This window comes from Caballeronia sp. LZ024, from assembly GCF_031451455.1.
GTDB classification, from domain to species: Bacteria; Pseudomonadota; Gammaproteobacteria; order Burkholderiales; family Burkholderiaceae; genus Caballeronia; species Caballeronia telluris.
Map to the genome: position 1 here is coordinate 1,281,014 of NZ_JARUXL010000001.1, position 13,871 is coordinate 1,294,884.

General features: G+C 66.8%; 13 protein-coding genes. 7 read left to right on the top strand and 6 right to left on the bottom strand.

What is annotated here, in order from left to right; translation table 11 throughout:
- The first annotated feature begins 28 nt into the window (after window positions 1-28).
- The 7 genes from QCE48_RS05810 (at window position 29) to QCE48_RS05840 (ending at window position 8,324) form a co-directional block, all read left to right on the top strand.
- Window positions 29-1,258: an aspartate aminotransferase family protein gene (locus QCE48_RS05810; protein ID WP_309788194.1), complete on the top strand. Its 1,230-nt coding sequence runs from the start codon at window positions 29-31 to the stop codon at window positions 1,256-1,258.
- Window positions 1,259-1,286: 28 nt separating this feature from the next.
- Window positions 1,287-2,336, top strand: coding sequence for an arginine/ornithine succinyltransferase subunit alpha (gene aruF / locus QCE48_RS05815; RefSeq protein ID WP_309788195.1), 1,050 nt, complete (start codon window positions 1,287-1,289; stop codon window positions 2,334-2,336).
- A complete protein-coding gene (gene astA, locus QCE48_RS05820) occupies window positions 2,333-3,370 on the top strand; it encodes an arginine N-succinyltransferase (RefSeq protein WP_309788196.1) in 1,038 nt (345 codons plus the stop codon). Before aruF ends, astA begins: the two co-directional genes overlap by 4 nt.
- Window positions 3,371-3,388: 18 nt before the next feature.
- Window positions 3,389-4,864, top strand: a complete 1,476-nt coding sequence (astD, locus tag QCE48_RS05825) for a succinylglutamate-semialdehyde dehydrogenase (protein ID WP_309788197.1) — start codon at window positions 3,389-3,391, stop codon at window positions 4,862-4,864.
- An 18-nt stretch (window positions 4,865-4,882) separates the two neighbouring features.
- Window positions 4,883-6,223 (top strand): N-succinylarginine dihydrolase, encoded by a 1,341-nt coding sequence (astB, locus tag QCE48_RS05830; RefSeq protein ID WP_309788369.1) that lies wholly within the window; start codon window positions 4,883-4,885, stop codon window positions 6,221-6,223.
- A complete protein-coding gene (gene astE, locus QCE48_RS05835) occupies window positions 6,207-7,235 on the top strand; it encodes a succinylglutamate desuccinylase (RefSeq protein ID WP_309788198.1) in 1,029 nt (342 codons plus the stop codon). Before astB ends, astE begins: the two co-directional genes overlap by 17 nt.
- 294 nt (window positions 7,236-7,529) lie before the next feature.
- Window positions 7,530-8,324, top strand: a complete 795-nt coding sequence (locus QCE48_RS05840) for an ABC transporter substrate-binding protein (protein WP_404983358.1) — start codon at window positions 7,530-7,532, stop codon at window positions 8,322-8,324.
- A 61-nt stretch (window positions 8,325-8,385) separates the two neighbouring features.
- Here QCE48_RS05840 and QCE48_RS05845 read toward each other — a convergent pair whose 3' ends face one another.
- The 6 genes from QCE48_RS05845 to QCE48_RS05870 form a co-directional block, all read right to left on the bottom strand.
- Complete coding sequence (locus QCE48_RS05845; RefSeq protein ID WP_309788200.1) at window positions 8,386-8,778, bottom strand: type II toxin-antitoxin system death-on-curing family toxin; 393 nt, start codon at window positions 8,776-8,778, stop codon at window positions 8,386-8,388.
- The gene (locus QCE48_RS05850) at window positions 8,778-8,960 is read right to left on the bottom strand and encodes a hypothetical protein (RefSeq protein ID WP_309788201.1); all 183 of its coding nucleotides are present in this window, start codon (window positions 8,958-8,960) and stop codon (window positions 8,778-8,780) included. Before QCE48_RS05850 ends, QCE48_RS05845 begins: the two co-directional genes overlap by 1 nt.
- Window positions 8,961-9,030: 70 nt before the next feature.
- Window positions 9,031-9,894, bottom strand: a complete 864-nt coding sequence (locus QCE48_RS05855; RefSeq protein WP_309788202.1) for an HlyD family secretion protein — start codon at window positions 9,892-9,894, stop codon at window positions 9,031-9,033.
- A gap of 36 nt (window positions 9,895-9,930) precedes the next feature.
- The gene (locus tag QCE48_RS05860) at window positions 9,931-10,131 is read right to left on the bottom strand and encodes a DUF1656 domain-containing protein (protein WP_062639663.1); all 201 of its coding nucleotides are present in this window, start codon (window positions 10,129-10,131) and stop codon (window positions 9,931-9,933) included.
- Window positions 10,121-12,322, bottom strand: a complete 2,202-nt coding sequence (locus QCE48_RS05865; RefSeq protein ID WP_309788203.1) for an FUSC family protein — start codon at window positions 12,320-12,322, stop codon at window positions 10,121-10,123. The genes QCE48_RS05860 and QCE48_RS05865 overlap by 11 nt, the downstream gene beginning before the upstream one ends.
- Before the next feature lie 9 nt (window positions 12,323-12,331).
- Entirely contained in the window at window positions 12,332-13,864 is a 1,533-nt protein-coding gene (locus QCE48_RS05870) for an efflux transporter outer membrane subunit (RefSeq protein WP_309788204.1), read from the bottom strand.
- Between the last annotated feature and the right edge of the window lie 7 nt (window positions 13,865-13,871).

Sequence of the window (13,871 nt, forward strand, 5' to 3'; positions counted from 1 at the left end):
CAGCAAACACCGACCAAGGAGTGGACTCATGACCGACATCAACGTAACGCGGGGCACCTTCGACGAAGTGATGGTCCCCGTATTCGCACCGGCGAATTTCGTGCCCGATCGCGCACGCGGCTCGCACATCTGGGACACGGAAGGCCGCGACTACATCGACTTCGCTGGCGGCATCGCGGTCACGGCGCTCGGTCACGCGCATCCCGAACTGCTGAAAGTGCTCCACGACCAGGGCGACAAGCTCTGGCACATCGGCAACGGCTACACCAACGAACCCGTCCTGCGCCTCGCCAAACGCCTGACCGAGGCGACCTTCGCCGACCGCGCCTTCTTCGCGAATTCCGGCGCCGAAGCGAACGAAGCCGCGCTCAAGCTCGCGCGCCGCTACGCCATCGACAAGTTCGGCCCCGGGAAGATCGAGATCATCTCGTTCACGCAGTCGTTCCACGGCCGCACGTTCTTTACCGTCAGCGTCGGCGGCCAGCCGAAATACGCGGAAGGCTTCGGCCCGCAGCCGGCCGGCATCCGTCACCTGCCGTACAACAACCTGCCGGCAGCGCTCGATGCGATCGGCGCGAACACCTGCGCGGTCATCGTCGAGCCGATCCAGGGCGAGGGCGGCGTGCTACCCGCCGATCCCGCGTTCCTCGAAGGCCTGCGCGAAGCGTGCGACAAGCACGGCGCGCTCTTGATCTTCGACGAAGTGCAGACAGGCGTCGGCCGCACGGGCTCGCTCTACGCGTACATGCAGTACGGCGTCACGCCCGACATTCTCACCACGGCAAAGGCGCTCGGCAACGGCTTCCCGATCGGCGCGATGCTGACGACCGATGAAATCGCCGCGCACTTCAAGGTCGGCGTTCACGGCACGACCTACGGCGGCAATCCGCTCGGCGCGTCGATCGCGGAGAAGGTGGTCGAGCTGATCAGCGACCCGACACTGCTCGCAGGCGTCGGCGAGCGCAGCGAGGCGATCAAGGCGCATCTTGCGCGCATCAACGAGCGTTTTGGTCTCTTCAAGGAGATTCGCGGCAAGGGGCTTTTGATCGGCGCGGAACTCGCCGACGCCTACAAGGACCGCGCGAAGGACGTGCTCAACGCGGCCGCGGCGAACGGTGTGATCATGCTGATCGCGGGACCGAACGTGCTGCGCTTCGCGCCGTCGCTCGTGATGCCGATGGCCGATCTCGACGAAGGCTTTGCGCGCATCGAAAAGGCGATCGCCGAAGTGGTCGGCGAAGCCGTTGCGGCGCGCTGATTCCGAACCCTCGACACTGGAACCGATGATGCTATTCGTCCGACCGGCAAGACTCTCCGATCTCGACGCGCTCGAACGGATGGCGCGCGCGGCGCATCCCGTGCTGCATTCGCTGCCCCGTGACCGGCAGGCGCTCGAAACGCGTGTCGCGCTTTCCGAGGATTCGTTTCGCGCCGAAGTCGATTTTCCGGGCGAGGAGTTCTATCTCTTCGTGCTGGAAGATTCGGAGACGGGTGCGCTCTTCGGCACGTCGAGCATCGTGGCGTCGGCGGGTTATTCGGAGCCGTTCTACGCGTTTCGCAACGACGCGCTGATTCACGCGTCGCGCGAACTGAAGGTGAACCGCAAGATCCACGCGCTCACAATGTCGCACGAGCTTACCGGCAAGAGCCGGCTGACCGGCTTCTACATCGACCCGGCCCTGCGCGACGAGGCCGGCAACGACGCCGCCGCGCATCTGCTCTCGCGCGCCCGCATGCAGTACATCGCGGCGAACCGCAAGCGCTTCTCGGACGAAGTGTTCTCGCTGATGCTCGGCGTGACCGACGACGCGGGCGTGTCGCCGTTCTGGGAGGCGGTCGGGCGCAAGTTCTTCGGGCGCGACTTCGAGCAGGTCGAGCTGGAGTCGGGCGGACGCAGCCGCACGTTCATCGCGGAAGTGATGCCGAGCTATCCGCTCTACGTGCCGCTTCTGCCCGCCGAAGCGCAGCGCGTGCTCGGCGAGCCGGACGAGGAAGCGCTCCTCGCCTACGACATCCATCTGGAGGAAGGCTTCGAGCCGGATCGTTTCGTCGATATCTTCGACGCCGGTCCGGTCCTGACGATTGCGGTGGAACGCAGCGCCTCGGTCACGACCAACGAGCTGCGCACGGTGTACGACGGCGCGGCGCCTGCCGGCACGCCGTATCTCGTGGCGGCGGGCGGCGCGCATTCGTTTCGCTGCGCGCTCGCCGCGCTGCCGCCGACGCGCGCGGACGGCGCCACGCTCACCGCGCCGATGCGCGAGACGCTCGGCGTGACGGAAAAGGACACGGTGCGTTGCGTGCCCTTGCATCTGGCCTCGGGAGAACTGCAATGATCGTCGTGCGCTCTGTGCAGCCCGGGGACGTCGATGCGCTCGTCGCGCTCGCCCGCGAGACGGGCCCCGGACTCACCACCTTCAAGCCGGACCGCGACGCGCTCGCCGCGCGCGTCGACCGCGCGCGCCGCACGCTGGCGGGCGCGGCCGAGCCATACGAAGCCGGCTACTTGTTCGCGATGGAAGATACCGCGACGGGCGATATCGCCGGCGTGTGCGGCATCGAAACGGAAGTCGGCCTCGAGCAGCCGTTCTACAACTACCGCGTGTCGACGGTCGTGCATGCGAGCCGTGATCTCGGCGTGTGGACGAAGATGTCGCTGCTCAACATCTCGCACGACCTGACCGGTTACGCCGAAGTGTGTTCGCTGTTCTTGAGCCCGCGCTATCGCACGGCGGGCGTGGGCGGCTTGTTGTCGCGCTCGCGCTTCATGTTCATCGCGCAGTTCCGCGAACGCTTTCCGCAGCGCTTGTGCGCGGAATTGCGCGGCCATTTCGACGACAGCATGGAGTCGCCGTTCTGGAACGCGGTCGGCTCGCACTTTTATCAGATCGGCTTCAATGAAGCCGACTATCTCAGCTCGCACGGCAAGAAGTCTTTCCTCGCCGAACTGATGCCGCGCTATCCGGTGTATCTCGACCTCTTGCCGGAAGCGGCCCAGCAGGTGGTCGGCGTGACGCATCGCGACACCGCGCCCGCGCGCAAGATGCTCGAAGCGGAAGGGTTGCGCTACGAGAATCACGTGGACATCTTCGATGCCGGCCCGGTGCTCGAATGCCACATCACCGATTTGCGCACGGTGCGAGAGAGTGTGCTCGCGCAGGTGCGCATCGGCGAGCGACACGACCAGGGCGACGCGCGCAGCCTCGTATCGAACACATCGCTGGACGATTTTCGCGTCGGCGCGACCTCCGGCGTGCCGGAAGAGGGCGCGTTCCTGTTGACGGCTGACGAAGCCGCCGCGTTGCGCGTGAAGGAAGGCGACACCGTGCGCGTGCTCGCGTCGCCACCGCGCGCGAAGACCGCCGCCTGACGCTATCAAGGACTTACGATGACACTCTCGAATCAGCTTTATATCGACGGCGCATGGATCGAAGGGAAGGGCGCGCCGTTCGCGTCGCGCAATCCGGCGACCGACGAACTCGCGTGGGAAGGCCGTAGCGCCGACGCAGCCGATGTCGATCGCGCCGTCAGCGCCGCGCGGCGCGCGTTCGCTTCGTGGTCGGCGTTGCCGTTCGAGGAGCGCGTCGGCGTCGCGAAGCGTTTCGCGACGCTCCTCAACGACAACAAGGAAGACCTCGCGCGCACGATCGGCCGCGAGACCGGCAAGCCGCTCTGGGAAGCACGCACCGAAGTCGCATCGATGGCCGCGAAGGTCGATATTTCCGTGCAGGCCTATCACGAACGCACCGGCGAGAAGCGCGCGCCGATGGCCGATGGCGTCGCGGTGTTGCGTCACCGGCCGCATGGCGTCGTCGCGGTGTTCGGGCCGTACAACTTTCCCGGGCACTTGCCGAACGGCCACATCGTGCCGGCGCTGATCGCGGGCAATGCCGTGGTGTTCAAGCCCTCGGAACTCGCGCCGGGCGTGGCCTCGGCGACCGTCGCGCTGTGGGCGCAGGCGGGGCTTCCGGCGGGCGTGCTGAACCTCGTTCAAGGCGAAAAGGACACGGGCGTCGCGCTCGCGAATCACCGGCAGATCGACGGGCTTTTCTTCACCGGCAGCTCGGACACCGGCACGCTCTTGCACCGGCAGTTCGGCGGGCGGCCGGAGATCGTCCTCGCGCTGGAGATGGGCGGCAACAATCCGCTCGTCGTCGCGCCGGTCGAAGACATCGACGCCGCCGTGCATCACACGATCCAGTCGGCGTTTTTGTCGGCGGGGCAGCGCTGCACGTGCGCGCGACGCCTCTTCGTCCCCGACGATGCATTCGGCGAGCGCTTCATGGCGCGCTTCACTGAAGTGACATCGAAGATCCGCTACGGCGCCTTCGATGCCGATCCGCAGCCGTTCATGGGCGCGGTCGTCTCGGCGCGCGCCGCGGCAAAGCTCGTCGCGGCGCAGGCGCAACTGATCGAGATGGGCGCGAAGCCGGTGCTTGAAATGACGCAGCGCGACGCGCGGCTCGGCCTCGTGTCGCCGACGATCCTCGACGTGACGAGTGCGCAAAACGTGCCCGACGAAGAACACTTCGGCCCGATGGTTCAGGTCACGCGCTACAAGACTTTCGACGAAGCGATCGAGCGCGCGAACGACACGGCCTTCGGCCTGTCCGCGGGTCTCCTCGCCGACGACGAATCCGCCTGGACGCACTTCCAGCGCACGATCCGCGCGGGCATCGTCAACTGGAACCGGCCGACCAACGGCGCGTCGTCGGCGGCGCCGTTCGGCGGCGTCGGACGCTCGGGCAACCAGCGGCCGAGCGCGTACTACGCGGCCGACTACTGCTCGTATCCGATGGCGTCGGTCGAAAGCGCGCAGTTGCAGATGCCCGCGAGCGTGTCGCCCGGACTCGAATTCAAATAATCGCGCGAAGGACTCATGATGCAAGCATTCGAAGCGAACTTCGACGGGCTCGTCGGCCCGACGCACAACTACGCGGGGCTGTCGTTCGGCAATGTCGCGTCGCGCAACAACGAGAAGTCGGTGGCGAACCCGAAGGCCGCGGCGAAGCAGGGCTTGCGCAAGATGAAGCAGCTCGCGGACCTCGGTTTTCATCAGGGCGTTTTGCCGCCGCTCGAACGGCCGTCGCTGAAACTCCTGCGCGAACTCGGCTTTACCGGCAGCGACGAAGCGATGATCGAGCGCGCCGCGCGCGAAGCGCCCGAGTTGCTCGCGGCGGCGAGTTCGGCTTCCGCGATGTGGACGGCGAACGCGGCGACGGTCAGTCCCTCCGCGGATACGGCCGACGAGCGCGTTCACTTCACGCCGGCCAATCTCGCGAGCAAGCTGCATCGCGCGATCGAGCATGGCGAGACGCGTCGCTCGCTCGCCGCGATCTTCGCCGACGAGTCGCGCTTCCGGATTCATCACGCGCTGCCCGGCACGCCCGCGCTCGGCGACGAGGGCGCTGCGAACCACACGCGCTTTTGCAGCGAGTACGGCGCGCGGGGCGTCGAGTTCTTCGTGTACGGACGCAGCGAGTACAGTCAGGGACCGCAGCCGCAGCGCTTTCCGGCGCGCCAGACGCTGGAGGCGAGCCGCGCGGTCGCGCGCCTGCACGGTCTCTCCGAACGGACGACGGTGTTCGCCCAGCAGCTTCCCGACGTGATCGACGCGGGCGTGTTCCACAACGACGTGATCGCGGTCGGCAACCGCACGACGCTCTTTTGCCATCAGCGCGCGTTCCTCGATCAGCCGGAGGTCTACCGCGAACTGCGCGCGAAGCTCGACGCGCAGGGTGCCGGCTTCACGGCGATCGAAGTGCCCGAGGACGAAGTGAGCGTCGCGGACGCGGTGTCGTCGTATCTCTTCAACAGCCAGTTGCTGACGCGCCCGGACGGGCGGCAGGTGCTCGTCGTGCCGCAGGAGTGCCGCGAGAACGCGCGCGTCGCGAAGTACCTCGATTCGCTCGCAACCCGCTCGACGCCGATCGACGATGTGCTCGTCTTCGATCTGCGCGAGAGCATGAAAAATGGCGGCGGTCCGGCGTGTCTGCGCTTGCGGGTGGTGCTGAACGACGCCGAGCGCGCGGCCGTGAACCCGGGCGTGTGGATGAACGACACGCTGTTCACGCGCCTCGATGCCTGGATCGACGCGCATTATCGCGACCAGCTTGCACCGGCCGATCTCGCCGATCCGAAGCTGCTCGGCGAGTCGCGCACGGCGCTCGACGAACTCACGACGATCCTCGGACTGGGTGCGATCTATGACTTCCAGCGCTGAAGGCGCGATGCTCGCCGACCTGCTGTCGTTCGTGCTGGCCGGCAAGCGGCCGGCGTTGTCGGAAGGCACGGCGCCTTCGGGCGCGCGCTGGAGCTGGCTTGGCGACGGCGTCGTGAGCCTCGAACCACGGGGCGAGGCGACGCACAGCGTGATCGCGTCGGCGGGCATACACGGCGACGAAACCGCGCCGATCGAAATGCTCTCGACGCTGGTCGCCGACATCGCGAGCGGCGCCGTTGCGCTCAAGGCGCGCATGCTCGTGATCCTCGGCAACATCGCGGCGATGCGCGCGGCGGACCGCTATCTCGACGACGACCTCAACCGGCTCTTCAACGGCCGCCATCTCGCGTTGCCCACGAGCCGCGAAGCGCCGCGCGCGGCGCAACTCGAAGACGCCGCGCTCGGCTTCTTCGCCGCCGCGCCGCAGACCGCGCATCCGAAGTGGCACATCGACATGCACACGGCGATCCGCGCGTCGGTCTTCGAGCAGTTCGCGCTCTTGCCGCACACGGGCGCGCCGCTATCGCGCGCGATGTTCGACTGGCTGCGCGATGCGCATCTCGAAGCGGTGCTGCTGCATCGCGAGAAGTCGAACACGTTCACGCATTTCACCGCCGAGCGCGCGGGCGCGCTGTCGTGCACGCTCGAACTCGGCAAGGTGCGGCCGTTCGGGCAGAACGATCTCGCGCGCTTCGCCGCCTCGGACCGCGCGTTGCGGCGGCTGATCGCGGGAGAAGTTGCCGTCGATGCGGCGAGGCCGCTGCGCGTGTTCACCGTCGTCGGGCAGATCGACAAGCTAAGCGATGCATTCCAGCTCGATGTCGCGAGCGACGTGCCGAATTTCACGCCGTTTCCCGCCGGGACTGAACTCGCGCGCGACGGCGAGTATCGCTATCGCGTGACGCACGATGAAGAGCGCATCGTGTTTCCCAATCCGAAGGTGAAGCCGGGGCTGCGCGCCGGGCTGATGGTCGTCGACACGACCGACGAAACGCTTCTATCGCTCGCCTGAAGGCGTGTCGCTCACGCTGTATCGCTTGCGCGTGGGCGACATTCGCTTGCCAGTTTTTTCGCCTTTTCCGAACGACTCGACTCGCGCTGCTTCGCCGCATGGCAAGCTGGCGCGCGTATCGGGCGCGTTACAATCGCGGCCCGCCGGTCTGTTGCGATGCGTCGTCGCAATGGGGCGTGTTTGAAACGGCCTTTTTGCGAGGCGATGCTGCGCAGGCCGGCATCGAGCCAGATACGCCGCACGGAACGAACGAAAGAGTCGAAGCACCCTTTGGAGGACACCGAATTGAACACCCTGTATTCGCTGAATCGCAAGGTCGCGGCTTTCGCGATCGCGGCCACCGCTGCAGTGACCACCCTCGGCGCGCATGCCGCCGACATGAAGGAAATCCGCTTTGGCGTCGAGGCGTCGTATGCGCCGTTCGAATCGAAGTCGCCGGCTGGCGAACTGATCGGCTTCGATATCGACGTGGGCAACGCCGTCTGCGCGAAGCTGAAAGTGAAGTGCGTGTGGGTCGAAAATTCGTTCGACGGGCTGATTCCCGCGCTGCAGGCGCGCAAGTTCGACGGCATCAATTCGGACATGACGATCACCGACAAGCGCCGCGTGGCGATCGATTTCACCGACCCGATCTATACGATCCCGAACCAGCTGGTCGCGAGGAAGGGCAGCAACATTCAGCCGACTGCGCAGAGCCTGAAGGGCCGGCATGTCGGCGTGCTGCAGGGCTCGATCCAGGAGACTTACGCGAAGGCGAAGTGGGCGCCGGCGGGCGTCGACGTGCAGTCGTATCAGGCGCAGGACCAGATTTACGCCGATCTGGCTTCGGGTCGGCTCGACGCCGCGTTCCAGGACGCCGAGGCGGCGTCGAAGGGCTTTCTGAAGATGCCGCAGGGTGCGGGCTTCGCGTTCGCGGGCCCGGCGGTCTCGGATGAAAAGCTGCTCGGCGCGGGCGTCGGCTTGGGCGTGCGCAAGAACGATCGCGCGCTGAAGGATGCGCTCAACCGGGCGCTGAAGGAACTGAAGGACGACGGCACGATCGACAAGCTCGCCGCGAAGTACTTCGATGTGAAGGTCGTGTTGAAGTAGAGCGGGGAGCTTCGTGAAAAGCCGTCCGGTTCGAACGCGGACGGCTCGTTGTTTGACGCCGCTACACGGCCATGAATACAGCGGCGAGGTAGTCAGCGAGGTCGTCGCGCTCGATGCTTCCTTCTGCTACGGACACCATGACGTCCACCAGTTCGTTTTCCAGTTCCGGCGTCGAAGTCAGGTCGTAGTTTTCCAGTTCGAGATAGGTCAATGCGCAGACAAGCGCGGTCCGCTTGTTGCCGTCGTTGAATACATGGCCTCGCGCGATGGCAACGGCGTACATGGCGGCAATGCCGAAGACGTCGTTAAGGCCGGCGTAATGCGCATGATTTTCCACTCTCGCCAGCACCGCCTCGACGCCACCAGGGCCCGCGTGCGCGAATCCCGGGAGCCCTCCCTCGCGAGCGAGAATCTCGTCGTGGACTGCTCTCACGTAATCCGCGTCGAGTAGCATCAGCGCTTCGCAAGTTCCTTGATCGCGACGTTGTGCGTGCTGATCACCTTGCGCACCGCCTTCATGACGCGTTCCCTCGCCTCTGTCGTCGACATATCGACGGTGTTGTCCGAACTCGGCGCGATCATCTTGCGCGGCGGCAGCGTGCCAGCCGCGAATCTGCCGATGCTTTTACGTTCCATCAGGCGCTCCATCCATTCCAGGTCGAAAACTCATTCTACCTGCCGGAGCATCGCGCACAGCGGGCAAACCTCAACCCGACGCCCCGATCACCACCGTACACGTCGTCCCCGCCGACAGCGCCACGCCCGCCGGCACGTCGTCGATGTGAATGCGCACCGGCACGCGCTGCGCGAGCCGCACCCAGTTGAAGGTCGGGTTCACGTCCGCGAGCAGTTCGCGGCTCTCGGGATTGTCGCGGTCGTAGATGCCGCGCGAGATGCTTTGCACGTGGCCCTTCAGCACGCCGCCGCTCATGAGCCGCATCTGCGCCTGATCGCCGATGCGCACGCGCGGCAGCTTCGTTTCCTCGAAGTAGCCATAAACCCAGAACGAATGACTGTCGACGATGGCGAGCTTCGCCGTCCCCGCCGTCGCATAGTCGCCACGATAGACGTTCAGATTGGTCACATAGCCGTCGACCGGCGAAACCACCTTCGTGCGTTCGAGATTGAGTTGCGCGGCATCGAGCGCGGCCTGCGCCTGCTGCAACTGCGCCTCGGCGGTCGAGGCCGCCTGTGTCGCGTTCTCGCGCTGCTCGCGCGACACGACGAGGCTATCCATGTCCGCGCGGCGGGCGGCGTCGGCACGGCGCATGCGTAGCTCGGCCTGGCGCGCGGCGACGTTCGCCTGCGCCTGCTGCACGGCGATCCGGTAATGCGATGGATCGATTTCCATCAGCAGTTCGCCCTTCTTCACGAACTGGTTGTCGGCGACGGGCATCGTCACCACCGCGCCCGACACGTCCGGCGCGACGTTGATCACGTTCGCGCGCACGCGGCCGTCGCGCGTCCACGGCTCGTCCATGTAATGGACCCACAGCGCGCGTCCTATCAGGATGGCGGCGGCGAATATGATCGCCGTCAGAATGAAACCCACGATTTTTCGAATGATCATGATGCGACTCGTTGTAGCTTGGATGAACGGATGCGCCTAGCCGTAGACGGCGAGGCCGATGAGCCCGCAGACGCACACGAGCAGGCTCGCGCGAAAGAGCGACGGGTGCCACACGACGCGATAAAGGCCCGTCAGCGCGAGGCCGCGGTCGATCAGCCAGGTGAGGAACGCGCCCGCGACGAACAGCAGCAGGATGGTCGGCACATAGGCTTCGAGGATCGCGATGCTACGCGGCATGGTGGGCTCCCTGGTTCGGCGGCGCGGTGCGTGGATCGTTTTTTTCGACGTTGAACGGATCGAGCGGCGACTGCGGATCGAGCAGCGCGGTGCGGATGAAATGCAGGTGGCTCAGGATGCGCTGCAAGCGGTGACGCTCGTCGCGCGGCGGACGCTCGGCGTCGAGCTGATCCTGCAACTGCCCGATGGCACGCGAGGTCGATGCCAGCGCGGCACGGAAACGCTTCGCATCGGGTTTGTCGAAGAGACGCGTGACGGCGTCGAGCGTCGTCGCGATGGAGCGGCGCCACGGCGCGTCGCTGATCTCGCTGCCGGGCGCGGCGAGTTCCTCGCGCAGGTCGATCACCGCATGTCCGACTTCGAGCACCGAAAAGAGCCATTGCAAGGCGTCGCGCTGCACTTCGGGACGATTCGCCGCGAGCGCGCTGATCTGCGAAAACAGGTCGCGCGTGCGGCTTTCGAAGCGCGTCGCGAGCCGCGAACCGAGGGTCGACAGACGCGCGCGGCAGCCCGCCACGACTTCGCGCCGCAAGTCGGCGACGAGCAGACGCGAAAGCCAAGGCGCGTCGGTCGGCAGGAGCACGGCGAAGGCGATCGCGGAAACGAGCATCGACAGCACGAGCGCGATGGCGTCGTTGATGAAGCCGGTTGGATCGTAGTGCGTGAGGTTGTCGGGACCGGCGAGAAAGCAGAAGAAGATGCAATAGCCGACACCGACGCCCATCAGGTTGCGGCGCGTACTGAGCCAGCTGCCGAGCATCAGGAACGGCACGAGCGCCGCCGACAGCAGCAGGAAGCCGTCCATGCGCGGATACAGCCCGAACACGACGATCATCCCGGCGAGCATCGCGAGCAGCGTGCCGCTCGCCATCTGGAACGCCATCAGCGTGGGCCTCGGCGACGACGACGCGAGCGCGCACACCGCCGCCGCGTTCAGGACCATCGTGCCGCCGCTCGGCCACGCGGTCGCGATCCAGAACGCGCCGAGCGCGAGCATCACGATCGCCGTGCGCACGCCGGCGACGCTCGCGGCGAGCAGGTTGGTGCGCGGCACGTAACGCGCGATCCAGTGCTCGCGCTCGTGCGTCGGCACGGCGAGCGACGCGTAGGTCTCTGCATACGCGAGCAGGTCGTCGACGAAGCGGTAGAGCAGCTCCGACGCGGTGTCGAATTCGAGCAGCGCGAAGTCGGGCCGCGTGGCGAGTTCCGTGCGCGTCGCGCGGATGCGCTTCGGCAACGCCGCCTTGAAGTCCGCGAGTTGCGCGGCGGCGTGCGCGGCATCTGCGGCGTTCATCACCGGTTCGCCCGACTTGTTCAGGCGCGGCGCGACTTCATGAAAATACGGTTCGAGCGCGGCGACGGTGATCATCGAGCCATTCGCGCGCAGCCGGTTCATCAGCTGATGCAGCGCGTGAAAACGCGTCGATGCGCTCATGAACTCGCTGTTCAGCCGCGCGAGCCGGCCGCTTTTCAGGCGCGTTTCGGGATGCTCGAACACGGCGACGCTGCGCGCGGCCTCGAAGCCGACGATATCCGCGACGAACGCCGCGTGGGTCGCCTCGATCTGCGGACGCTCCATTCGGCCCGACAGCGCGCGACACACATAGTCGACGAAACCGCTGAAACGGCGGCGCACCGTGGTCTTGATCTGCTCGCCGGCATGCTGCGGCAAGACGAGCGCGCTCACCGCGCCCGCGCACAGGATGCCGAGCGACACCTCGGAGACGCGCGTAAGCGCCGTGAGGAACGCGCCGTCGGGGTGCTGCGCGGCCGGAATGCCGATCAGCGCCGCCGTGTACCCCGCGAGCACGAAGCCATACGAGCGGAAGTTGCGGTTGCGCGCGGCGCCGGCCGTGCACAGGCCGACCCAGAGCGACGTCGCCGTGATGAAGAGCACCGGCTGCTGCGAGAAGAGGCTGATGAGCACGAGCATCACGACGAGCCCGACCATCGTTCCGCAAAACCGGTAGAAACTTTTCGCGAGCACCATGCCGCTTTGCGGCTGCATCACGACGAAGACGGTCGTCATCGCGGTGCGCGGTTGCGGCATGTCGAGGCGCATCGCGATCCAGAGCGTCAGCAACGCGGCGAGCACCGCCTTGAAGATGTAGATCCAGGCGAGTCCCTCGGTCTGCGCCCAGTGCAGGAGCGCGGCGCGAAGCGAGGTGTCGGGGAGCGGGGTGGCGGACATCGGCGGGCCTTATTTCGCGCTGGCGGTCTTCGACGCCGCCACGCCGCGCAGCGGGCCGACATGCTTCGACGGCGCGAGCGTGCTGTCGTCGGGACCGTTCGACGGATCGTCGAGGCCGCCGCCGAGCCCCGCCTGCAGCGACGCGTAGGCCGCGAGCCGCTCCGCGCGCACGCGCGCCTCGCCGTCCTGCGCGCGCAAGAGTTGCGTCTGCGCGATCAGCACGTTGAGATAGTCGGTGAGCCCGCGCCGATAGCCCTCGTTCGCGAGCCGATAGTTCTTGCTCGCCGCCGCGACCGAGCGTCCCGACGCTTCCAGTTGCGAATCGAGCGAGCGCATGCGCACGACCTGATCGGCGATTTCCCTGAGCGCGCCGACGAGCGTGCCGTTGTAGTGCTCGACCGCCTGATCGTATTGCGCCGATGCCGCGCCGAGCTGCGAGCGCAGCCGCCCGCCTTCGAAGATCGGCAGCGTGAGCGCCGGACCCGCACTGAAACCGGTTCCGGTGCCGCCGAGGAAAGTGAGCAAGGCGCCGCCCGCAGCCATCTGGCTCACCGACGCGAGCAGGTCCACGTTCGGATAGAACTCGGCCTTCGCGACGTCGATGCCACGCGCCTCTGCGGCCACCATCCAGCGCGCGGCGACGACGTCCGGCCGGTGTCCGACGAGTTCCGCCGGCAGCGCGGACGGCAATCCGAGCGGCTGCCCGAGCGCGAGCACCGGCCGCGCGAGCGACGCGCCCGCGCCCGGTCCTTCGCCCGCGAGCGCGGCGAGCCGGTTGCGGGCGAGTTCGATCGCTTCGTTCTGAATGTCGATCTGACGCTCGTATTCGGGCAGGGGCGTCTCGGCCTGGGTGACTTCGAGCTGCGTGCCGAGACCGCCCGCGAGGCGCCGGCGCGCGAGATCGACAATCTTTCGCTGCTGTTCGAGCGTCTGCTGCGCGATGTCGAAGAGCGCGTAGCTCTGCGACATGCCGATGTACGCGCGCACCACGTTTGCTTCGAGTTCGAGCTGCGCGGCGCGCGCGTCGGCGGCGCGCACATGCGCGGCGTCGAGCGCGCGTTCGGTGGCGTTCTCGTTGCGGCCCCACAGGTCGAGGTCGTAGGAGAGCGAGAGGGCGGCGGTGTTGTTCCAGGTGGTCGTGTCGTTGAAGGTGCCTGGGCCGTAGTAGCCGTTTTCCGGCCAGCCCTTGCGTGTAAGCGACAGCGAGCCGTCGACGTGCGGCGCGAGCGCCGAGCGCGCGACGCCCGCCATCGCGCGCGCTTCACGCACGCGGGCGGCCGCCATCGCGAGCGTCGGGTTGCCCGCGTTCGCGCGTTCGACCCAGTCGTTCAACTGCGGATCGGCGTAGGCGCGCCACCACTGCTCCGACGGCCAGGCCGCCTCGCCATCGGCGGCGCGGATGGCGGCACCGGTGTCGAGTGTCGAGGCGCGATGGAGAGTGGATTCGGGCGCGACGTTTCCCGTGCTGGCGCAACCGGCTATTGTTGAGATAACTGTAAGAGCGGCGATGGCGATCGCTCGTCTTGATACCGGCGCGGACACGATTGGC